At 56.1% G+C, this 19,316-nt stretch carries 22 protein-coding genes and 1 tRNA gene; 14 read left to right on the top strand and 9 right to left on the bottom strand.

Translation table 11 applies throughout. The features are described from left to right. The first annotated feature begins 13 nt into the window (after positions 1 to 13). The 3 genes from IE151_RS03980 (at position 14) to IE151_RS03970 (ending at position 2,600) form a co-directional block, all read left to right on the top strand. Positions 14 to 775 carry a 3-hydroxyacyl-CoA dehydrogenase gene (locus tag IE151_RS03980; RefSeq protein ID WP_189488124.1) on the top strand — a complete coding sequence of 254 codons (762 nt, stop codon included), beginning with the start codon at positions 14 to 16 and terminating at the stop codon, positions 773 to 775. Positions 776 to 1,289: 514 nt separating this feature from the next. Continuing rightward, a complete protein-coding gene (locus tag IE151_RS03975) occupies positions 1,290 to 1,685 on the top strand; it encodes an ArsR/SmtB family transcription factor (RefSeq protein ID WP_189488122.1) in 396 nt (131 codons plus the stop codon). Positions 1,686 to 1,805: 120 nt separating this feature from the next. Beyond that, complete coding sequence (locus IE151_RS03970; RefSeq protein WP_189488120.1) at positions 1,806 to 2,600, top strand: TrmH family RNA methyltransferase; 795 nt, start codon at positions 1,806 to 1,808, stop codon at positions 2,598 to 2,600. Between the two features lies 1 nt (position 2,601). On the opposite strand, the gene IE151_RS03965 is transcribed toward IE151_RS03970, so the two are convergent. Further along, on the bottom strand, positions 2,602 to 3,660 hold the full coding sequence (locus IE151_RS03965; protein WP_189488118.1) for a coiled-coil domain-containing protein: 1,059 nt from the start codon (positions 3,658 to 3,660) through the stop codon (positions 2,602 to 2,604). 97 nt (positions 3,661 to 3,757) lie between these two features. Beyond that, positions 3,758 to 4,279 carry a DUF1134 domain-containing protein gene (locus IE151_RS03960; protein ID WP_244636610.1) on the bottom strand — a complete coding sequence of 174 codons (522 nt, stop codon included), beginning with the start codon at positions 4,277 to 4,279 and terminating at the stop codon, positions 3,758 to 3,760. Between the two features lie 349 nt (positions 4,280 to 4,628). Here IE151_RS03960 and chpT point away from each other — a divergent pair, with 349 nt between their 5' ends. Beyond that, complete coding sequence (chpT, locus tag IE151_RS03955; protein WP_189488114.1) at positions 4,629 to 5,258, top strand: histidine phosphotransferase ChpT; 630 nt, start codon at positions 4,629 to 4,631, stop codon at positions 5,256 to 5,258. 134 nt (positions 5,259 to 5,392) lie between these two features. On the opposite strand, the gene ctrA is transcribed toward chpT, so the two are convergent. Next, positions 5,393 to 6,088, bottom strand: coding sequence for a response regulator transcription factor CtrA (ctrA, locus tag IE151_RS03950; RefSeq protein WP_189488112.1), 696 nt, complete (start codon positions 6,086 to 6,088; stop codon positions 5,393 to 5,395). A 636-nt stretch (positions 6,089 to 6,724) separates the two neighbouring features. Here ctrA and IE151_RS03945 point away from each other — a divergent pair. Beyond that, positions 6,725 to 7,102 (top strand): flagellar export protein FliJ, encoded by a 378-nt coding sequence (locus IE151_RS03945; RefSeq protein WP_189488110.1) that lies wholly within the window; start codon positions 6,725 to 6,727, stop codon positions 7,100 to 7,102. A gap of 140 nt (positions 7,103 to 7,242) precedes the next feature. Here the strand turns inward: IE151_RS03945 and sciP are convergent, their stop codons facing one another. Continuing rightward, the gene (sciP, locus tag IE151_RS03940; protein WP_189488108.1) at positions 7,243 to 7,518 is read right to left on the bottom strand and encodes a CtrA inhibitor SciP; all 276 of its coding nucleotides are present in this window, start codon (positions 7,516 to 7,518) and stop codon (positions 7,243 to 7,245) included. 372 nt (positions 7,519 to 7,890) lie between these two features. On the opposite strand from sciP, the gene mnmA reads away from it, so the two are divergent. Further along, positions 7,891 to 9,075, top strand: coding sequence for a tRNA 2-thiouridine(34) synthase MnmA (gene mnmA, locus IE151_RS03935; protein WP_189488106.1), 1,185 nt, complete (start codon positions 7,891 to 7,893; stop codon positions 9,073 to 9,075). Positions 9,076 to 9,120: 45 nt separating this feature from the next. Here mnmA and IE151_RS03930 read toward each other — a convergent pair whose 3' ends face one another. Further along, complete coding sequence (locus tag IE151_RS03930) at positions 9,121 to 9,759, bottom strand: VOC family protein (protein ID WP_189488104.1); 639 nt, start codon at positions 9,757 to 9,759, stop codon at positions 9,121 to 9,123. Between the two features lie 16 nt (positions 9,760 to 9,775). Continuing rightward, positions 9,776 to 10,729, bottom strand: coding sequence for a Gfo/Idh/MocA family protein (locus IE151_RS03925; RefSeq protein ID WP_189488102.1), 954 nt, complete (start codon positions 10,727 to 10,729; stop codon positions 9,776 to 9,778). Between the two features lie 219 nt (positions 10,730 to 10,948). Here IE151_RS03925 and IE151_RS03920 point away from each other — a divergent pair. Next, positions 10,949 to 11,025, top strand: a tRNA-Met gene (locus IE151_RS03920). Between the two features lie 87 nt (positions 11,026 to 11,112). Here the strand turns inward: IE151_RS03920 and IE151_RS03915 are convergent. Continuing rightward, entirely contained in the window at positions 11,113 to 11,304 is a 192-nt protein-coding gene (locus IE151_RS03915; protein ID WP_189488100.1) for a hypothetical protein, read from the bottom strand. Between the two features lie 134 nt (positions 11,305 to 11,438). Here IE151_RS03915 and IE151_RS03910 point away from each other — a divergent pair, with 134 nt between their 5' ends. Next, positions 11,439 to 12,563 carry an anhydro-N-acetylmuramic acid kinase gene (locus IE151_RS03910; protein WP_189488098.1) on the top strand — a complete coding sequence of 375 codons (1,125 nt, stop codon included), beginning with the start codon at positions 11,439 to 11,441 and terminating at the stop codon, positions 12,561 to 12,563. A gap of 82 nt (positions 12,564 to 12,645) precedes the next feature. Then, entirely contained in the window at positions 12,646 to 13,848 is a 1,203-nt protein-coding gene (locus IE151_RS03905) for an ABC transporter substrate-binding protein (RefSeq protein WP_210310855.1), read from the top strand. Positions 13,849 to 13,885: 37 nt separating this feature from the next. Here the strand turns inward: IE151_RS03905 and IE151_RS03900 are convergent, their stop codons facing one another. Then, a complete protein-coding gene (locus IE151_RS03900) occupies positions 13,886 to 14,680 on the bottom strand; it encodes a class I SAM-dependent methyltransferase (protein ID WP_189488093.1) in 795 nt (264 codons plus the stop codon). A 96-nt stretch (positions 14,681 to 14,776) separates the two neighbouring features. On the opposite strand from IE151_RS03900, the gene IE151_RS03895 reads away from it, so the two are divergent. From IE151_RS03895 to IE151_RS03885, 3 genes are read left to right on the top strand one after another with little or no spacing between them, the layout of a single operon-like run. Further along, entirely contained in the window at positions 14,777 to 15,904 is a 1,128-nt protein-coding gene (locus tag IE151_RS03895; RefSeq protein WP_189488091.1) for an ABC transporter substrate-binding protein, read from the top strand. A 5-nt stretch (positions 15,905 to 15,909) separates the two neighbouring features. Next, complete coding sequence (locus tag IE151_RS03890; RefSeq protein ID WP_189488089.1) at positions 15,910 to 16,977, top strand: FecCD family ABC transporter permease; 1,068 nt, start codon at positions 15,910 to 15,912, stop codon at positions 16,975 to 16,977. Continuing rightward, complete coding sequence (locus IE151_RS03885) at positions 16,971 to 17,741, top strand: ABC transporter ATP-binding protein (RefSeq protein ID WP_189488086.1); 771 nt, start codon at positions 16,971 to 16,973, stop codon at positions 17,739 to 17,741. Before IE151_RS03890 ends, IE151_RS03885 begins: the two co-directional genes overlap by 7 nt. A 32-nt stretch (positions 17,742 to 17,773) precedes the next feature. On the opposite strand, the gene IE151_RS03880 is transcribed toward IE151_RS03885, so the two are convergent. Continuing rightward, entirely contained in the window at positions 17,774 to 18,493 is a 720-nt protein-coding gene (locus IE151_RS03880) for a Crp/Fnr family transcriptional regulator (protein ID WP_244636595.1), read from the bottom strand. Between the two features lie 253 nt (positions 18,494 to 18,746). Here IE151_RS03880 and IE151_RS17925 point away from each other — a divergent pair, with 253 nt between their 5' ends. Together IE151_RS17925 and IE151_RS03875 are read left to right on the top strand one after the other, a co-directional pair. Further along, positions 18,747 to 19,001, top strand: coding sequence for a DUF6894 family protein (locus IE151_RS17925; protein WP_382344733.1), 255 nt, complete (start codon positions 18,747 to 18,749; stop codon positions 18,999 to 19,001). A gap of 66 nt (positions 19,002 to 19,067) precedes the next feature. Then, positions 19,068 to 19,316: a hypothetical protein gene (locus IE151_RS03875; RefSeq protein ID WP_189488082.1), complete on the top strand. Its 249-nt coding sequence runs from the start codon at positions 19,068 to 19,070 to the stop codon at positions 19,314 to 19,316.

Here is a 19,316-nt window from a genome sequence, read left to right as displayed (position 1 = left end):
GGAGGAGAAAAGCATGAAGATCGAAGGCGTCACGGCAATTGTCACCGGAGCGGGCTCTGGTCTGGGGGAAGCGACCGCTACCGCCTTGGCCGACAGAGGTGCAAAAGTCGCTCTCATCGACCTGAACGCGGAACGGGTCAATCATGTGGCAGCACGCCTTGGCGGTCTTGCCGTTCCCTGCGACGTCACCAACGCCGAACAGGGTGAAGCGGCTGTCGCTTCGATAGTGGAAACGCTTGGCGCGCCACGTCTTCTCATCAACTGCGCTGGCATCGTACTTGCAAAGAAAACCACCGGTCGGGATGGGCCGCACCCACTTGACGCGTTTCAAAAAGTGCTGACAGTCAATGTCGTCGGCAGCTTCAATATGATCCGTCTCATGGCGGCAGCCTGCGAAACGCTGGAGCCGCTGGAAGGCGGTGAGCGCGGCGTGATCATCTCGACAGCTTCCGTTGCAGCTTTTGACGGTCAGATCGGACAGGCCGCTTATTCCGCATCGAAAGGTGCCGTTGCTGCCATGACCTTGCCGATTGCCCGTGATCTCTCACGCGCAGGCATTCGCGTCATGACCATCGCGCCAGGCATTTTCACCACACCCATGATGGCCTCTCTGCCTCAGGAAGCGCAGGATTCGCTCGGCCAACAAGTCCCCTTCCCACCACGCTTGGGGAAGCCCGAAGAATATGCGCAACTGGCAATCAGCATCATCGAAAACCAGATGCTGAACGGCGAAGTCATACGACTGGATGGCGCTATCCGCATGGGGCCGAAATAGAAGATCCCACCCGGTTTGCACAATTAAAACGTTTTATGCGGCGCGTGGCGGAAAAGTCACGCGGCTGCAACTTTTGTCCCCTACCGTACAAAAATGCCCGGTCTACCCAATTTGGACTAGTTCACAAACCATACATTAGTAGCTATTGAAACTTCAATCTTAAACAGCGCGACCCTCGATCCCTGTTGGGAAGCTTGAGCGTTGTCAGAGACTTTTCGCGCACTGGAACATAGAGACTAGCCCTTTTAGGGCATTAATTGTGAATTGCTGCTTGGAACTGATGCTGATGCGGGCCGCACATGCTGGAAATGTGTTCCTCCGCAAACAGACCGGAAGAATTTCGGCCATTCGTGTACAATTGAATATTGAAAATCTCTCGCATTCCTGTGATTTAGTATTAATGCAAGGTTGTAGATTATAGCATTGACTACTAATACGCGAAATTGATAAAGGAACTTCAACAAGCTTGATCGTTCACCGGAACGGTTATTGCACGAGGAGCGCGAGGATCACCATGACCTCTAAAACTCAAGGCGATATCGATACTGCCGCACAGATTTTGACGATGCTCGGCAACGAAAAGCGCCTGCACATCATGCGTCACCTTCTTGAGGACGAGTTTTGCGTAGGGGATCTCTCCGAAGCTGTTGAGCTGAGCCAATCGGCTCTTTCTCAGCATCTCGCCAAGCTTCGTACGAACAAGCTCGTGGAAACGCGCCGTGACCGCCAGCTGATTTATTACCGCTGCGATTCTCCAGTGGTAAAGGCGATCATGGACGTCCTCGAAAACTACTATGATATGACTGAGGATCAGGCGCATACGCAGAAGGTGGAAACCCTGCACACTGCCCGAAATACCAAGTCTGATCTCGATGAGGCGCCCAGAAAGCGCCCTGGCGTTCGCGGCTAGCGTCGCCTTCAAATCCAACCAAGCGGCCCGATCCGTAGGTCGGGCTGCTTCACGACATCTGGACCGTGGCACTCATCTCTGGCAAGAGCTCTCGAACGATTACGAGGCGGGCAAGATAACGTGGCCATCATCCCCATTACCGACCCTACTGATGCGAGGCTGGCAGACTACGTCAATATTCGTGAACGTGACCTCGTTGGCCGGCAGGGAAAATTCGTAGCTGAAGGACGGGTCGTCCTCAATGTCCTGTTTTCCTCTAGTCGGTTCGAAGCGTACTCACTTCTGGTGCTGGACAGGAAGCTGCCCGGGATTGCCGATATCATTCAGAAGCTCGACGATGATTTCCCCGTTTATGTAGTGCCACAGTCGGTTCTGGATGCCGTCGCGGGGTTCAATGTCCACCGCGGCCTTCTCGCCATTGGCGGAAGGCGAACTGCGGAGGACGCTGATGCCGCGTTAAGCGCGCTTCCTGAAAACGCGCTGGTGCTTTGTCTGGTCAACATCGCCAATCATGACAATATGGGCGCGATCTTTCGCAATGCCGCTGCCTTCGGTGCGGATGCGATCCTGCTCGATAAAACATGCTGCGATCCGCTTTATCGCAAGGCGATCCGTGTTTCGGTAGGGGCCGCGTTAAAGGTGCCCTTCGTGCATGTGGAAGACGAGCTCGAGATGCATATGTCGCTTTCCCGGTTCGGCTTTACGCAGCTCGCGCTCAGTCCTTCCGGCGCTTTATCTCTCAGGCAATTGAACCGCACCGGTCGCACGGCACTTTACCTCGGGACCGAAGGTGCCGGATTGCCAGGCGAACTGATGGCCAAAATGACGACGGTGCGAATAGACATGCGCCAGGATTTCGACAGTCTCAACGTAGCAACCGCCAGCGCCATCGCGCTGCATCATCTTTACGGATAGATCAGGCCTTCGCTTTTTGGCGCAGTGCGGCGACGCGAGCTGCGATACTGGGTGGTGCTCCGGGCTGATCTGCGTCCGCTTTCTCGAGAATGGCCGCAAGCGGGGTGGCCTCGCCTTCGAGTAGTGCCGTCAACTGCACCATCTGCGCCGCCATTTTCGACAACTCTTCGCGCAATTTCCCGTCTCCTGCGGAGCTGCTGGCCGCGTCCCCCGCCTGACGCAAGGCAAGCAATTGCGCCTCGAGATGCGCACGATCAGCTTCAAGCGCAGCAATACGTGCGTCAACATCCGCGCTCGCTGTATTCTCGCCCTTCAGAAGCGCATAATCTCGATCGCGCCGCTCCAGACGTTCTTCCGTATCCGCCAATTTACTCATCATCCCCTGAAGCTTCTCCTCCAGTTGCTTGACGCGCAGTTCGGCCGATGCTTTGGCCAGTTCAAGCCCCTGGATCTCGTTCACCGTCTCATTATGCGTCTTGCTGATCTCGCGCGACTGCTTTTTCATCATGCTTGCCTGTGCGTTGAGCCGGTCGATCTCGCTTTCCCGGGACGCCAGGCTGATCTTCAAATCTGCACAGGCCAGGCTTGCCTCCTCATAAAGGCGCTCGAAGCGTGATAATTGCTCAGTGCGCTCAGCAATTTCCCGTTTCAATCGCTCGGCTTCGTTCGCGGTCGCATCGATCCGGGCTCGCGCATCGGCCAGCGCGGTGGCGGCAGATGCTTCAGCCCCCTCCAGATCGGCGATAAGACTGCGAGACTGATCGAGAACACGCTCTATCCGGGTACGCTCGCTCCGGTCGCGCTCCAGCTCCAAGGCAAGCAGACGGCTCTTTTCCGACGCTTTTGAAGACGTAATCTCAAGTTTGCGCACCGCCATGGCATGCTCAGCGCGAAGGCGATCGCGTTCCGCCTGCACCTCTTCGAAACTCACCGGCATCGTGTCGCGGAACCGACGGAAGGCTTTCGCTTCGATCCGCCGACGGTAGGCCGGCATGACGAACGTCACGAGCAGCACGGCAAGAAGAAAACCCAGGCCGAAATAGAGCGCGAAATAGATCAAGGAACCACCCTCACAGGCTCAAGCATGCTGCCACAATGGCAAAAATCCAGCCTCCGGCCTAGCCGAAAGACTGGATTTGCATTTTCTGTGACGTCAATCAGAAGGGATTCCAGGTCGGTCCCTGGGTAAGCTTCAGATAATTGACGTTAACGCCAAGACGTGCGCCCACACCGGTGCGGATTGGAACAATCAGCGTGTCGCCGTATCGCAACACGTTGAAGCCAAAGCCTGCAATGACATAAGCCGCTCCCGAAACACCTACATAGCGATGATAGAGCGCGCTGACATCGTTGAGATTATAAACGAGCATCATGACGCGCGAGCCCTGACCGCCGACATCGACGCCAAAGGAAGGACCCTGCCAGTAGACGCGATAGTCGCCAGCATTTTTTGTATGCAGCTGGCCTTCGCCGTAGGTCGCGCCAACGAAGAAGGCCCCCCCACCCTCTTCACCGAGCACATAGCCGTTCGGCATGCCGTAGCTTTGGAAAACGCGTTCGACGAGCTGGGCCAGCCCGCCGGAGGTCGAGCCGAAGAAGTTGTGGCCCGCATCAACGATTTCCTGCGATGAATACTGGTTGGCGCGTGCCCCCACCGCCCCCTGCACCAGGATCGCCATTGCGAAAGCAGCCAAAAGCGTCGGCCGCAACGCCCATTGGAAGAACCGCTGGATGTTCATATTCATGCTCCAATTCAAAAACTCGTACGCGACGGTCGCGCAGACGCAGTGCCGCGATAACCTGCTTTAAATTTATCCGGGAATTCTTTGCTATTTATTAAGCATCCGCGCCTCAACTGGAGATGCGTCTCCTGACCGGCCGAAATCGGTGCGGAAAACGCAAAAACCGACGCGTTCGCGCCTGTTGATCAGGGTATCGCCTCTCTTGTATCAACGCATGATGATTTGCCGGGTCCACGGCCTGGTTCGCCACATATAGGCCCGATGGCCACCTCGAAGGAAAATACTGATGTCCGACATTCTGAACCTCAGCGCTCCCGATCTCGCAGCGTTGCTTTGTAGCAAAGTGTGCCATGACATCATTTCGCCGGTCGGCGCGATCAATAATGGTCTGGAACTGCTGGACGAAGGCGGGGCCGACGAAGACGCGATGAATCTGATCCGGGCTAGTGCGCGTAATGCCTCGGCCAAGCTGCAATTTGCCCGTATCTCCTTTGGCGCTGCCGGCTCGGCCGGTATGCAGATCGATACAGGCGATGCCCAAGGCGTGGCTGAAGCCTATTTCCAGAACGAGAAGCCGGAGCTTGTATGGTCCGGCCCGCGTTCATTGCTGCCGAAGAACAAGGTCAAGTTGCTCCTTAATCTTCTTCTCATCGCCGGTGGTGCCATCCCCCGCGGCGGCAAAATCGAGGTCAAGCTTGAGGACAATGCCGGCGAGCCGCGTTTCATCATCCGGGCTTCGGGGGCTATGGTCAGGGTGCCACCGAAATTCCTTGCGCTGCACGCGGGCGAACGCCCGGAGGAAGGCATCGACGCGCATTCGATACAGGCCTATTACACCCTTCTGATGGCACAGGAATGCGGCATGACCATCTCGATCAATGCAACTGCCGACGACGTGACCTTCACCGCTGCCTGATTCTTCCCGTCGAAGGACAACGCCCCGCCTGCTCCCGTTGGCGGGGTTCTTTATTATATATGCTTAAAGCCCATAAACAAAAAAACCGCCGGCATGCACCGACGGTTCTGCAATTTCAGCATTGGGCGACAAGCTTAGCCGGCGGCGCGAACCTCTTCCGGTTCGCGCAACACGTAGCCGCGTCCCCAGACGGTTTCGATGTAGGGCTGCCCCCCCGAAGCAGCATCGAGCTTCTTACGCAACTTGCAGATGAAGACGTCGATGATCTTCAATTCCGGCTCGTCCATGCCGCCATAAAGGTGATTGAGGAACATTTCCTTGGTAAGGGTCGTACCCTTGCGGAGCGAAAGAAGCTCCAGCATCTGGTATTCTTTACCGGTGAGATGAACGCGCTGGCCAGCGACTTCCACGGTCTTGGCATCGAGATTGACGACAAGATCGCCAGTGGTGATGACCGACTGGGCATGGCCCTTGGAGCGGCGAACGACAGCATGAATCCGTGCAACCAGCTCGTCCTTGTGGAACGGCTTGGTCATGTAATCATCCGCGCCGAAGCCCAGGCCACGCACCTTGTCTTCAATACCGGTCATGCCGGAAAGGATGAGAACCGGGGTCTTGACCTTCGAAAGGCGCAGCGTGCGCAGCACTTCATAACCGGACATGTCCGGCAGGTTCAGGTCGAGGAGAATGGCATCGTAGTCATAGAGCTTGCCGATTTCGATGCCTTCTTCACCAAGGTCAGTGGTATAGACATTGAAGTTCTCGGACTTAAGCATCAACTCGATGCTCTGTGCGGTCGCACTGTCATCTTCAATCAGCAGAACTCGCATCTCTATCCCCTTTTGAGCGTCGGTCGTATCATGTCCCCAACCGGCGCTGCGATTGCCTGATTCGGAGGTTGCCTCCGAATGGTTAACAAAATCTGATTCTGCTTGGCAACCGCTTGTTTGCATCGAATTTCAAGGGGGATAAATCTCTATCCCCGGAAAGCCGAATTGAACGCGATCGCGCCACAGCACCTTTCGGCGTTTGGTCAATCGATTGGAGGCGTCGATAGGCTACCGACGTTGAGATTCACCACGCTTTAAGGCGTTGTCCTTATGATTAACAATGCGCGTAAACAAATGGTTACCAAAGCCCTGAAAAGTTAGGACTTTGTTTTCGAATATGCACAGTTTCTTAATTTCACAAAAAAATAACGGAAATTTGCAATCTGTTTACGACATTGGGAAATGATAGCGACTGAAGCTTCGTTGAAGCTAAATGACTCAAGCATCTGGTTTTACTTCTATATATCGAAGAACTAACGGATCGTTGAGTAATTTAGGTCAACAATATGTCCATCGGGCCGTGTTCGGCCTGAATTTGACGGGTAACGTTAACGGTTGAGGGTTCTCGTTAACGTGTTGAGTATGCGTAACGCGATCCGCCCGCTCTGCGGAGGCTATCGCAAGGGGAGTAAGGTCATGAAGATGCGGGAAAATCTGGTCCGGCTGAAACAGTTTCAGGTCAAGGAAAAGCGCCGGCAGATGGCGCAGCTCGATCTGATGATAGGCGAGTTTGACCGCATGGCGGCTGAGCTTGACGCGCAGATTTCGCATGAGGAAAAGAAGGCGGGCATTACTGATGTCAATCACTTCGCCTATCCGACTTTCGCAAAAGCCGCGCGCACGAGACGCGATAATCTCAAGACCTCGCAAGCCGAACTGATGGAGCAGAAAGCTGCCGCAGAAGCTTCCCTCAATGAGGCCGAAACCGAGCTTGCCCGCGCGGAGCTACTCGAACTACGCGATACCAAGATCAAGGAGCCCGTTGCTCCACAGCGTTCGATGATGATCGGCTGATTGACAGAAATTTTTTGACGAAAGACAGCCGGGCAGCAATGTCCGGTTTTTTTTACCTGCAAGTTGAGAGATAGACTTGCGAGTTGCAGACGCAAAAAAGGGTGGCACCGAAGTGCCACCCTTTTTTCTTTCAGACTGTCTCAGTGCCTGTACTGCTGGATCCGCGTGGTCCGCAGCCCGGCAAGACCGTGCTCATCGATGGAGGCCTGCCAGGAGATGAACTCCTCGACGGTCAGCTTGTAACGTTGACAAGCTTCCTCCAGGCTGAGCAACCCGCCTCGAACGGCTGCGACGACCTCGGCTTTCCGGCGAATGACCCAGCGACGGGTATTGCTCGGCGGCAAGTCTGCTATAGTCAACGGGCTGCCGTCGGGCCCGATGACATACTTGACGCGAGGTCTAATAAGATCCGTCATACTACTCTCTACGCAAAACTACACTGACGCAATCGAGACCAAGTTATTCTGACAGCTTTAAAAATTAGCTAAGCCGTTGGTAAGGCTTGGGTAAGATTCCTGAATCCACGTTTAGACTCTGATCTTATTTGCCGTTTTCTGTGCCCTCAAAGCGCCATCTTCATGCCAGATTTCCGTTTCAGACCAATGCGCGAAACAAAAAATGTATAAAAATCAGATAGTTAAAATTTTTCTCGAATTGCGATCAAAATAATGCAAAAAAGCGCTGAATTTTCGCGAAGCCGCGGCTGTGGCGCTTTCGAGTGCCATGCACTATATTGCGTGCATAGCCAATTCGCTTGATCTCACATGCACAAACGGACCTTGTAGAGAATGAACAGCCTAGACCTTCCCGGCCGTCCGGAAGATACACGCGTCGTCGTCGCCATGTCTGGTGGCGTTGATTCCTCCGTCGTGGCTGGCATTCTCAAACGCGAGGGCTATGACGTTGTCGGCGTGACGCTCCAGCTTTACGACCATGGCGCTGCCACGCACCGTGCAGGCTCCTGCTGCGCGGGTCAGGATATTGCCGACGCCAAGCGCGTCTCGGAAACACTTGGCATCCCCCACTACGTTCTGGATTACGAGCGTCGTTTCAAGGAAGCTGTGATTGATCCCTTCACCGAATCCTACGTTGCTGGTGAAACGCCCATACCGTGCGTCTCGTGCAATCAGACCGTCAAGTTTGCGGATCTCCTGCAGACCGCCCGCGATCTTGGCGCCGATGCCCTTGCAACCGGCCATTACATCCGCTCCGCCCCAAATGGTGCGCATCGTGCCATGTACCGTCCTGTCGATGCCGATCGCGACCAGAGTTATTTTCTGTTCGCCACGACGCAGGAGCAGATCGACTACCTGCGCTTTCCGCTCGGCGGCATGCCCAAGCCGGAAGTACGCAAGATCGCCGAGGAAATGGGCCTGACCGTCGCCAAGAAGGCCGACAGTCAGGACATCTGCTTCGTCCCGCAGGGCAAGTATTCCGATATTATCGCCCGCCTGAAGCCCAAGGCTGCCAATCCGGGCGACATCGTGCATATTGACGGACGCGTCCTCGGCCGTCACGAAGGCATCATCCGCTATACGGTAGGACAGCGCCGTGGCATCGGCGTTGCTTGCGGCGAACCACTCTATGTCGTCTATCTCGACGCCGACAATGCGCGCGTCATCGTCGGCCCGAAGGAAGCCCTTGCCACGCACAAGCTCTACCTGCGCAATGTCAACTGGCTGGGCGACTACCCGCTGAGCGAAGTTCCGGCGGAAGGCGTAGAACTTTATTCAAAGGTGCGCTCAACGCGTGGTCCGCAGCCGGTGCAACTCCACCACCGCAACGGCCAAACCTGGGTAGAGCTTTCCGAAGGCGAAAGCGGCGTGGCTCCCGGCCAGGCTTGCGTACTCTATTCGGATGATACGAATACTGCGCGCGTCATGGGTGGCGGCTTCATCGAACGCTCTGAGCGCAATCCACAGTCGGAGGCCATGCTTGCCCGTCTCATGGCAAGTGCCGTCGCAGCAGAGTAATCCTTGCATCCAAAGACATGAAAGCCGGGCGTTGCCCCGGCTTCTTTATGTCAGCGTCTTCAAACCACCCGGCGTTTCAATGAACGCGCGATAGCTTAGCCTGTCACCTCGAGACACAATCGGCGGGTTTTCGATGCCGATGCGCGTATAAAGCGCCTGTACCTTTTCCGGCTCCGGGTGTTCGATCTCGAATCCGATAAGCCTTGCGCCAAGATCGGGCATATTGATGGCCGGGTTGCCGCGCGCACCCCAGTCCATTACCGGTGAAAGAACACCATCGGCAGGAATTTCTCCGTCCGCACGAACGGCAAAATCCCATTCAAGATTGCCGCGTGTCACATGGATTTTTTCGCCGAGAAGATCGCCATGCTCGCGCAATAACCGGTTCAGTTCATCTGTCTGCGAAACCCAGCCGCGCAAACGCCGGCCGTCGTCCCAGGCGCGACGCACGCTGTGCTGGTCATCCAGGCCGAACCAACGTGCACGCGCCGGTTTCGGCGCATCCGGATTAATTGCTATGACTTCCAGGAAAACGTCGTCGCCCAATCGGAGCAGCAGATTATGCGTCCCCATTTGCGGATGCTCGCCGCCCTTAGGCATTTCGATACCGAGTTGCGCACGAATATGGGCCGCGCCCTCTTCCAGCGACGGTGCGATGACCGCGATATGATCGAGCTTCAGCATATTGCCCGCTCCGTTGTCAGTTATGCTTGATTGTGCCCGCAGTCAGGATTTCCAGAACACGCACGGCTTCTTCGCCACCTGTACGTGGTTCTTCACGGGTCTGTATGCAATGGATGAAATGTTCCAGCTCGCGCGTCAGCGGCATGCCCTGTTCGACCACCGGATAATCGGCATCCTTCTGCGAGAAGGCCCATTGGCCATGGTCCTGCCAGATGGCATGGCGATAGATCGCAAGCTTCCTGTCCCAGGGCTCCATGTCGTCGAAAACCGCCATCGCCTTTTCGCCCACGACGCTCAAACGGCGTTCACGGTAAGGATTGAGCCGCGAAGCGAACAAATGGCTCTTCAGCCCGTTTGGAAAGCGCATGTGAAGATGCGTGAAATCACTCAGATGATCAAGCAAGGCCGCGCCTTGCCCGTGGACCTCGACAGGCGCCTCGCCGGTGATAGCAAGAATCATGGAAAGATCATGCGGCGCGAGATCCCACAGCGCATCATTCTCCATATGGAATTTGCCAAGACCCAGCCGGTGCGAGTGAATATAGCCGATCTTCCCAAGTTCGCCTGCATCCACCAGTTCCTTCAGTTTCTCGAAGGCAGGATGATAGCGCAGCACGTGCCCCACCATGAAGATGCGGCCAAGCTCATGCGCACGGTCGACCGCGCGCCGCGCATCCGGGACCGTAAGCGCGATCGGCTTCTCAACCAGCACATCCTTGCCGGCTTCGACAGCGCGAATGGCAAACTCGGCATGAAATTGCGCGGGCAAGGCCATGACAATGGCATCGACGTCTTTTCGCTCGATCAGAACGTCGGGCGAAAAGGTCAGGCATTCATGCTCGACCGCAAAGGCAGATGCTCGCGCCTGGTTGGCGTCGGCAACCGCGTAAAGCGCGCCGAGAGACTTGAGCGTGCGGATATGATTGCTACCCCAGTAGCCGCAGCCGAGAACTGCAATACGCGGTTTCATGAATTTCCATGCCAATTCCGATGGCGCAGACTTAGCCCCGACGCTTCTGGAACTCAAGCCCGAAGCCGTCCGCTGGCTGCATTCTGCCACGCACCCACATGCAATTCGCGAAAACTTGCACAAACTCCGATGAGCCGCTTGACAGGCCCAGTGCCCGCCCCTTATATCCGCGCACACCGAGCAACGGCGATGTTTCTGAAATCTTCGCCGGCGCAATGTGGCGGGGTAGCTCAGGTGGTTAGAGCAGCGGAATCATAATCCGCGTGTCGGGGGTTCAAGTCCCTCTCCCGCTACCATCAATACAGATTTCCCGAATCCTGTCGCCTATGCAGGCTTTTAACGTTCTGGCAAAACTCTGTATCGCATAGAGACGATTCGATCCGCTATTCAGGCGTCCGTGGTGGGTTCTGCCCTTCCGACTCCTCCGTTGCCTCCGTGTTTCTGCGGGCCGGACGCGTGAGACCATATGGCTCTGGCGGCTCCATGTCGGCATTCTGGTCGAAATCTCGCAACGTATCGTCTTCAGGATGCGGCTCGTGCTTTTGTGCGCCGCGAAAACGTTTGTTCTCGATCATGATCTTGCTCCTTTCCACGTAAGACAACCGCGTTTTCCCGTCACGGTTCCTCGTCTAACGCTTGCAAAATCCGATGCATTTCATTCAAAGTCCGCGCAGGACGCATGATTTGCCGTCTATGACTGGAGCAGTATATGAAGCCTGCATGGGCTGTCGGCCTGATGACCGGCACCGTTCTCGACGGACACATCGACATCGCCATGATCAAGACCAATGGCGAGACGATAGAAAAATTTGGCCCCTGGGGATTTGCGCCTTATGCGCAGGAAATCCGGAGCCTGTTGCGCGACACGCTTGCAGCCGCGGTTCGGTGGCAGTTCGAAGGGCCGGAGCCCGACATTTTCCGGCAGGCTGAAATTGCCCTGTCGAAGGCGCAGGGCGAAGCGGTTGCCACCTTCCTGAACGAGCACGGTTTCAAGCCATCAGATATTGCGGCCGTAGGCTTCCACGGCCAGACCGTTCTGCACAGGGCACCGCATGACGGCGTGCGCGGCAAAACCCGCCAGCTTGGCGACGGCCGGATCGTGGCGGACATTGTGGGCGCCGATGTCGTCTATGATTTCCGCACGGCAGATATTGACGCCGGCGGTCAAGGTGCGCCTCTTGCGCCAATTTATCACAAGGCGCTCCTCGGCAAGGTGAATGCGGGGCGCGACACGGCAATTCTCAATCTCGGAGGCGTCGCCAATATTACCTGGGCGGATGGCGAGAACATGTATGCCTTCGACACCGGGCCAGCCAATGCGCCCGTCAATGACTGGATCCGCGCACATTCGGCGGGTGAGATGGACGTCGACGGCCGGATTGCCGCAGGCGGAAGCGTGGATGAAGAACGCCTGGAGCGGCTTCTCGCCCATCCCTATCTGTCCAGAGCCTTTCCGAAATCTCTCGATCGCTTCGATTTCCCGGCTTCCATGGCGGATGGCCTGGATCTCGCCGATGGCGCCGCAACGCTGACGGCCTTCACGGCAGGCGCGGTCAGCAAGGCGCTCGACCTCTTGCCGCAGCGCCCGACACGCGTGATCGTTTGCGGCGGCGGACGAAAGAACCCACAAATGATGAAGGAAATCGAGAGGCGCGCGAAGGTAGAAGTCGTGCAATCAGATGCAGTCGGCTTGCGTGGCGATGCGATCGAGGCGGAGTGTTTCGCGCATCTGGCGCTTCGCTCTATCCGTGACCTGCCGCTCAGCTTTCCCACCACTACCGGCGTCAAAGCGCCGCAATGCGGCGGCAGGCTTGCGCACAAGGCAATCATTTAGGATCATCCAAACGCAACAATAAAGAGAGGAAGAAAATAGCAGTGCATTCCGAATGACCATCTCATCAATCAGGGAGGATAAGATGAGAATTGCCACATGGATATGCGGAAGTGTTTTAGCCCTACCAGTCGCGCCCGCCATGGCGGAAATTTCTGACGACAAGGTCGTCATTGCCGTTATGAACGACATGAGCGGCGCTTATGCCGATGCGACCGGGATGGGTTCTGTAGAAGCGGTGAAGATCGCTATAGAAGAAGTCAACGGGCAGGTAGGCGGAAAGCCGATCGAACTTATTTTCGGCGATCATCAGAACAAACCAGACGTCGGCTCGACCCTCGCGAACAGATGGATCGACGAACAAAATGTCGATGCCATCGTTGATGTGCCTACATCTTCAGTCGCCCTCGCCCTTCAGGAAATCACCAAGCAGAAAAACGTCGCTCTGTTGATTTCGGGCGGTGGTGCGGAGCAACTTACCGGTGCGGCCTGCTCGCCAACGACCGCGCACTGGACATATGATACCTATTCGCTCGCCCGCACCATGGGCAAATACGGTGTGCAGACGCTCGGCGACAGCTGGTATTTCATAACCGTGGACTATGCGTTCGGCCACGCGCTGGAGAACTCGGTCAAGACCGTCGTCGAGGAGAACGGCGGCACCATAACCGGAGCAGTCCGCCATCCATTGGGCAGCAGTGATTTCTCGTCCTATGTTCTGCAGGCGCAGTCTTCAGGCGCAAAGGTCGTGGCGCTTGCCAATGCGGGGGTAGATACGGCAACCGGCATCAAACAGGCACAGGAATTCGGTCTGACGACCGGAGGACAGGCCTTGACGGCCATGATGATGTTCCCCACCGAGATCCATGCTCTTGGCCTTGAGGCAGCACAGAATCTCGTCTTTGCCGATGGTTGGGATGCTGATCGCGACGAAGATAGTCGCGCCTTCGCCAAGGCCTATATGGAGCGAACGGGCAAAAGACCAAGCATGCTGCAGGTCGGTAGCTACTCGGCTGTAAAGCACTATCTCAAGGCAATCGAGGAAACGGCCACGGACGACGCCAAGGCCGTCGTGGACAAGATGCGCGAAATGCCCGTCAACGACGCCTTTGCCAAGGGCGGCAAGCTGCGTGCGGATGGGCGCATGGTGCACGACATGTATCTGATGCAGGTCAAGACGCCCTCCGAATCGGAAGGCGAGTGGGATTATTTCAAAGTTCTACAAACCGTCCCGGGCGACGAAGTCTATCGTCCCATGGACAAGGGTGACTGCCCGTTGGTGCAATGACCATGAAAGGCCCGATCGGAAGATTCGGGCCTTTCTTTCATGAAGGCTTGGTGCCGACGACCGCGTAACGGTGCTGCACCTGCCGCGCCAGCCCTCTCAATATGCCCATATGCTTGGCTTGCTCCCGGTGAACGGCTTTCATATCCTGATCAATCGCAACGCTGGAGAAACCTGCTTCAGCCATGAGTGCCGCGACATCGTTGGCGCGCGCGCCCTGAGAGAAATGCACCTGGCTGAGAATCGCATTGAAACGCTGCTTCATCTCCGCCTGAGCGGTAGTTTCGGACGGAGATTGACGAACCCGGGCAACAAGCCGCCCTAGCACCTGCAACATGGTTTCGAGACGCCCGACATTGACGAAGTCACCATCAATGACGAGCACTTTTCCACCCGGCTTGAGAACGCGCAACCATTCGACAAAGCAAGCTTTGGGATCAATCAGAGTCCAGACAAGATGGCGGCAGATGATGACGTCATAGGAGGCATCCGGCTCCATGCAACGTTCAGCGTCTCCGTGCAGAAAACGGATAGAACGTCCACGCTTCCCTGCCTTTTCCCGCGCAAGCGCCAGCATTTCTTCTGACCAGTCGAGGCCCGTCACCTGGAAGCCCAGATCGTCCATCAGATGCGAAATCACGCCGGTACCGGAAGCAAGATCGAGCGCGCGACGTCCCTCACCCGGCCCCAGATGTTTCAGGATCAAGGCCTGCCAGGCTTGGCGTTCCGCCTCCGAAAAAATTTCATGCCCCGGCGACAGATCAAAGGTCGCAGCGCGTTCGGACCAGTAAGCGCGTATTTCGTCACGGATATCGTAATTTGAGAGGGAGGACATGCAGCCGGATTCCAGTTTGGAATAGGTTTAAAAGATAAAACTTGACCGTCATAATTCACTAATGCGTGATCAGTTTTTCACTGGAGGAATGCACGAATGTGCAGCCTAGCAAAAGCCGGCCTCGTCGCCGCTGGTCTGATCGCTTCAACAATTCTCACCGCCTATGCCGAAAAAGTCACAATCAAAGATGTGGCCGGACGCGAGGTCGAAGTGGATGCCCCGGTCGACAACATAATCCTCGGCGAAGGCCGTCAGATTTACTTCCTCGCTGTGCTGGATAAGGATAATCCGTTCAAGCATGTCGTCGGCTGGCGCGATGATCTGCCAAAGGCCGATCCGGAAACGTATGACGCCTATCTCGCCAAATATCCCGACATCGCCACGCTGCCAACCTTTGGCGGTATGAAAGAGGGAACATTCGATATTGAGCAGGCTGTTTCGCTGCAGCCCGATGTCGTGCTCATGAATATCGACGCCAAGACGGCCACCGAAGAAGCCGGATATATCGAGAAGCTCGACAAGGTCGGCATTCCGCTGGTTTATGTCGACTTTCGCGAGAAGCCAATGGAAAACACCGAACCGAGCATGCGCATTATGGGCGAGTTGCTCGGTAAGGAAAAGGTTGCAGCGGAATTCATCAAGTTCCGCGCAGGCGCGATCAAGCGCGTGACAGATGTTCTTGAAAAAGCGAAGCCCGAGAGGCCGCTCGTCTTCATGGAACGCGCGGGGGGGTATTCCGAAGATTGCTGCATGTCTTTCGGCGACGAGAATTTCGGCAAGATGGTCGAACTTGCTGGCGGCATTAACATGGCCAAGGCAATCATCCCGGGAACTTTCGGAACCGTAAATCCCGAACAGATCATTGCTTCCAACCCGGATCAGATCATCATCACGGGCGGAAGCTGGGAGAATTATGTGCCGGGCGGCAACTGGGTCGGCGTGGGGTATGGCGCAGATGTGGAGGAAGCGGAGCGCAAGCTTGAGAACCTGACCAAACGTCCTGCGTTCACAGGCGTCAAGGCCGTCGAAGACAAGAACGTCCACGCGATATGGCATCAGTTCTATAATAACCCCTACCAGTTTGTCGCAATCCAGGAAATCGCCAAGTGGCTGCACCCGGACCTGTTCGAGGATCTCGATCCGGAAACGACCTTCAAGGAATTGCATCAACGCTTCCTGCCGCTGCCTTATAAACCGGGCTTCTTCGTCTCGCTGAAGGACTAGTTCCCATGGCGCAAATCACTGCGGAAACCACCCAAATAGCAGGGCGCGATCAGTATCGCGCCCTTGTCGCACGCCGCATCCTGATCATCTTCGGCCTGCTCATCGGCCTGACTTTCACTGTTTCGGCGGATATGGCGCTCGGACCGGCCAATTACAGCCTGAGCGAAGTCATTTCCACGATCCTCTCGCCTTCAACGGCGAGCACGCAGCTGCGGGTTGTGATCTGGGATATCCGTATGCCGATAGCGCTGATGGCAATCACCGTCGGCGCGTCGCTTTCGGTTGCCGGCGCACAGATGCAGACGATCCTTGCCAATCCGCTGGCCAGCCCCTTCACGCTCGGGATTTCAGCCGCCGCAAGCTTCGGTGCTGCGCTTGCCCTGGTTGGCGGTGTGGCTATTTTTCCTATCGCCATTCATTACATGGTGCCAATCAACGCTTTCCTCATGGCAGTGGCGGCAGCCCTTTTCATTCATTTTGCCTCCACCATGCGAGGGGTCACGGTCGAGACAATAGTGCTTCTGGGCATCGCGCTGGTCTTCACCTTCAATGCCGCCCTCTCCTTTCTCGAATATCTGGCATCGGAACAAGCTCTTGCGGCAGTCGTCTTCTGGACCATGGGCAGCCTGACGAAGGCGACATGGGAGAAGGTCTACATAACCTTTGCCATCATCGCCGTTACTGTGCCGGTTTTCATGAAGCAGGCGTGGGCGCTCACGGCGCTGCGCCTCGGCGATGACAAGGCCGCCAGCATGGGCATTAATGTCCGGCGCCTGCGCCTCCAGACAATGCTCACGGTCAGCTTGCTTGCAGCCGTTCCAGTTTCCTTTGTCGGCACGATCGGCTTTGTCGGTCTCGTCGGACCGCACATCGCCCGCATGATCGTCGGCGAGGACCAGCGCTTCTTCCTTCCTGCTTCACTGCTTGCCGGAGCGCTGCTCTTGTCAGCAACATCCGTCCTCAGCAAGATCCTGATTCCGGGCGCAATCCTGCCGATCGGCGTCATCACCGCACTCGTCGGCGTGCCATTCTTCTTCGTTCTGATTTTCTCCAGCAGGAAACGCGCATGGTAAGCCTGTCTCTTCAAAATGTCGGAGCTGCATACGGCCGCAAGATCGTATTGAGCGCCGTCACCTTGCCCGACCTCGAAACGGGCAGTCTGACGGCCGTAATCGGCCCAAATGCAGCGGGCAAATCCACATTGTTCCGTCGTATCGCCGGCCTTATCAAGGGTGAAGGCAATGTAGTCCTGAAAGGCTCCGGCCGAGGCGACAAGGCCATCTGCTACATGCCGCAGGATACGAGCGCAAACGCGGTTTTGAGTGTTTACGAATCCATATTGCTCGCTTGCAAGCAGGGACATGGGTGGAGCGTAGACGACAGCGAGTTGCGCGAGATTGACAACATCCTGCACGCACTGCGCATTCATGATCTCGCCTTCCGCAATCTTGGCGACCTCTCAGGCGGGCAGCGCCAACTTGTCTCGCTGGCGCAGGCATTGGTGCGTAAGCCGGAGGTGCTCCTAATGGACGAGCCAACCTCCGCGCTCGACCTGCATCGACAGGTGGAGGTTCTCTCTTTCGTATCATCCCTGGCAAAGCGCAACGGCATGATCGTCATCATAGCGCTGCATGATCTCTCCCAGGCTCTGCGCTATTGCGAGAATACCATCGTCATTCGAAACGGGCATATGGTGAAGAGCGGCAAGACTGAAAAAGTTATTACGGCGGAGATGCTGCGAGACGTCTATGCCATCGACGCCCGCATCGAAACCTGTTCGCGAGGACTTCCCTTTGTCACCGTCGACAATGCGCGCCACATGCAGAGTTTCAGCTAACAAAATCGGAACCACGCAGATGCCCCTGTTAATCAGCGCGGCTCACGTTTCATGCTGAGATAGGTCTGGTCGAACTCGGCCAGTTCCTGCAGTTTTTTCCAGTCGAGAATCGAAACCGACTGGTTGACCCAGCTTATCAGCCCCTCCCGGCGAAGTCCCTGGATCACACGGTTCATGTGCACGACGGACAAACCCAGTGCGTCCGCCATTTCCGCCTGTGAAATGGGGAAGTGAAAGGTCATGCCATTCGTCAGATTAACGGCTTCCAGACGCACGAATAACTCGCAGATCAAATGGGCCAGATGCGACTTTTTCGCGCGCCTGCCCATGGCCACGATCCACTCGCGATGAATCGCGCCATCTATCAGCGTGTCGAGCCAGAGAAGCCGCGTCAGATGCGGCGCCTTCTCGGTAATTTCCTTCAGGTCGGAATGCTCCGCATAGGCCACCTGGCATGGCGAAAGCGCAACGATGCCATGATCCATCGTCTTGAGCAGAAAAGCGTGCAAATCGACGAAATCGCCTGGTATGTGCAAGGCCGTTATCTGGCGACCACCGTCAGCGAGAAGCTTGTAGCGCGCGGCAAAACCGGCAAGTAGAACGGAACTATAGGTCGGGCGACTACCCACAGAGACGATATCCTGCCCGACGGCGAACTCCTTGCGGTGCGACATCGCCTCCACAAGAATCGCCTTTTCCTCATCGCTGACAAAATCATGACGTGCGAGATTGAGAAACAGAGGCGTCAGCACACAATAATCTCCAGCCATGACCTGACCAAGCGACCTTTCCAGGGAGCGAACGATCAGAGAAAATAGTTCGCAGGATGAGGTCTCCGACGCGAGTCGAATTTCAGCGTGCGGTTGGAAGTAAGACGATGCCATACAGTTGGCGCTAACATTTGTTAAGTCACTGCATCATAACCGCAAGCCCAATTTAATCGGGAACTTCGAACCACACCGGGGAATTGTCGAAAAGGTGCGTTTCCGAGAAGGCTCAAGCCATATGTCCCGGTATTTTTTCGATTTGTACAAGGGGGAGACATTCACCCTGGATGAGGAGGGACAGAATGTTCCCTCCGAACAAAGAATCCGCAGGGAGTCCTTGAAGCTTCTTTCAGATCTTTTCCGCGACGAGGCTCCTGACGAGGAAAACGGCGCTGTTTATTGCGTAAAGGTTCGTGATGAAACAGGGCATTATATTTTCGAAGCCCGCTGCATCTTGAAGTCATTCTGGTCCGACGAAGCGACAAACGGTTAACATTTGTTATCGCAATTCAACGATGAAAGGTGCCAATGTCTTTCCTAAGAACCTCGAGGGGCGGACATGGATTCCAGATCAGCGGCGCACCGCTCACTAGATCATACGATCATCCAATACGTGCTCAGGCATCAGAAATCGGCTTGGCCTCTCTCCATGCGGCAGGCTCTTTCGGAAGTCCGCAAAGCCCAACCTGAGTGCAGACTTTCGGATCGCCAATTAATCGACCTGATCGCCGCCGCCGCAATCGAACGAAATGCTGGCGTACATTTCGACGTCGATACGAGACGCCAGACCAACGCGTCTCCGGCCTGA

The sequence above is a fragment of the Limoniibacter endophyticus genome (assembly GCF_014652835.1).
Taxonomy (GTDB): Bacteria; Pseudomonadota; Alphaproteobacteria; order Rhizobiales; family Rhizobiaceae; genus Limoniibacter; species Limoniibacter endophyticus.
The sequence above is the reverse complement of the archived record's forward strand: the minus strand, read 5'-3'. Positions and strand labels throughout refer to the sequence as shown.

Bases quoted from the DNA above. Each gene is read 5' to 3' on its own strand.
- IE151_RS03890 (WP_189488089.1), top strand. From the start codon at position 15,910: ATGGCGCAAATCACTGCGGAAACCACCCAAATAGCAGGGCGCGATCAG.
- IE151_RS03900 (WP_189488093.1), bottom strand. From the start codon at position 14,680: ATGTCCTCCCTCTCAAATTACGATATCCGTGACGAAATACGCGCTTAC.
- IE151_RS03915 (WP_189488100.1), bottom strand. From the start codon at position 11,304: ATGATCGAGAACAAACGTTTTCGCGGCGCACAAAAGCACGAGCCGCAT.
- IE151_RS03885 (WP_189488086.1), top strand. From the start codon at position 16,971: ATGGTAAGCCTGTCTCTTCAAAATGTCGGAGCTGCATACGGCCGCAAG.
- chpT (WP_189488114.1), top strand. From the start codon at position 4,629: ATGTCCGACATTCTGAACCTCAGCGCTCCCGATCTCGCAGCGTTGCTT.
- IE151_RS03910 (WP_189488098.1), top strand. From the start codon at position 11,439: ATGAAGCCTGCATGGGCTGTCGGCCTGATGACCGGCACCGTTCTCGAC.
- IE151_RS03895 (WP_189488091.1), top strand. From the start codon at position 14,777: ATGTGCAGCCTAGCAAAAGCCGGCCTCGTCGCCGCTGGTCTGATCGCT.
- IE151_RS03960 (WP_244636610.1), bottom strand. From the start codon at position 4,279: ATGGCGATCCTGGTGCAGGGGGCGGTGGGGGCACGCGCCAACCAGTAT.
- IE151_RS03975 (WP_189488122.1), top strand. From the start codon at position 1,290: ATGACCTCTAAAACTCAAGGCGATATCGATACTGCCGCACAGATTTTG.
- sciP (WP_189488108.1), bottom strand. From the start codon at position 7,518: ATGACGGATCTTATTAGACCTCGCGTCAAGTATGTCATCGGGCCCGAC.
- IE151_RS03925 (WP_189488102.1), bottom strand. From the start codon at position 10,729: ATGAAACCGCGTATTGCAGTTCTCGGCTGCGGCTACTGGGGTAGCAAT.
- ctrA (WP_189488112.1), bottom strand. From the start codon at position 6,088: ATGCGAGTTCTGCTGATTGAAGATGACAGTGCGACCGCACAGAGCATC.
- IE151_RS03980 (WP_189488124.1), top strand. From the start codon at position 14: ATGAAGATCGAAGGCGTCACGGCAATTGTCACCGGAGCGGGCTCTGGT.
- IE151_RS03945 (WP_189488110.1), top strand. From the start codon at position 6,725: ATGAAGATGCGGGAAAATCTGGTCCGGCTGAAACAGTTTCAGGTCAAG.
- mnmA (WP_189488106.1), top strand. From the start codon at position 7,891: ATGAACAGCCTAGACCTTCCCGGCCGTCCGGAAGATACACGCGTCGTC.
- IE151_RS03905 (WP_210310855.1), top strand. From the start codon at position 12,646: ATGAGAATTGCCACATGGATATGCGGAAGTGTTTTAGCCCTACCAGTC.
- IE151_RS17925 (WP_382344733.1), top strand. From the start codon at position 18,747: ATGTCCCGGTATTTTTTCGATTTGTACAAGGGGGAGACATTCACCCTG.
- IE151_RS03930 (WP_189488104.1), bottom strand. From the start codon at position 9,759: ATGCTGAAGCTCGATCATATCGCGGTCATCGCACCGTCGCTGGAAGAG.
- IE151_RS03875 (WP_189488082.1), top strand. From the start codon at position 19,068: ATGGATTCCAGATCAGCGGCGCACCGCTCACTAGATCATACGATCATC.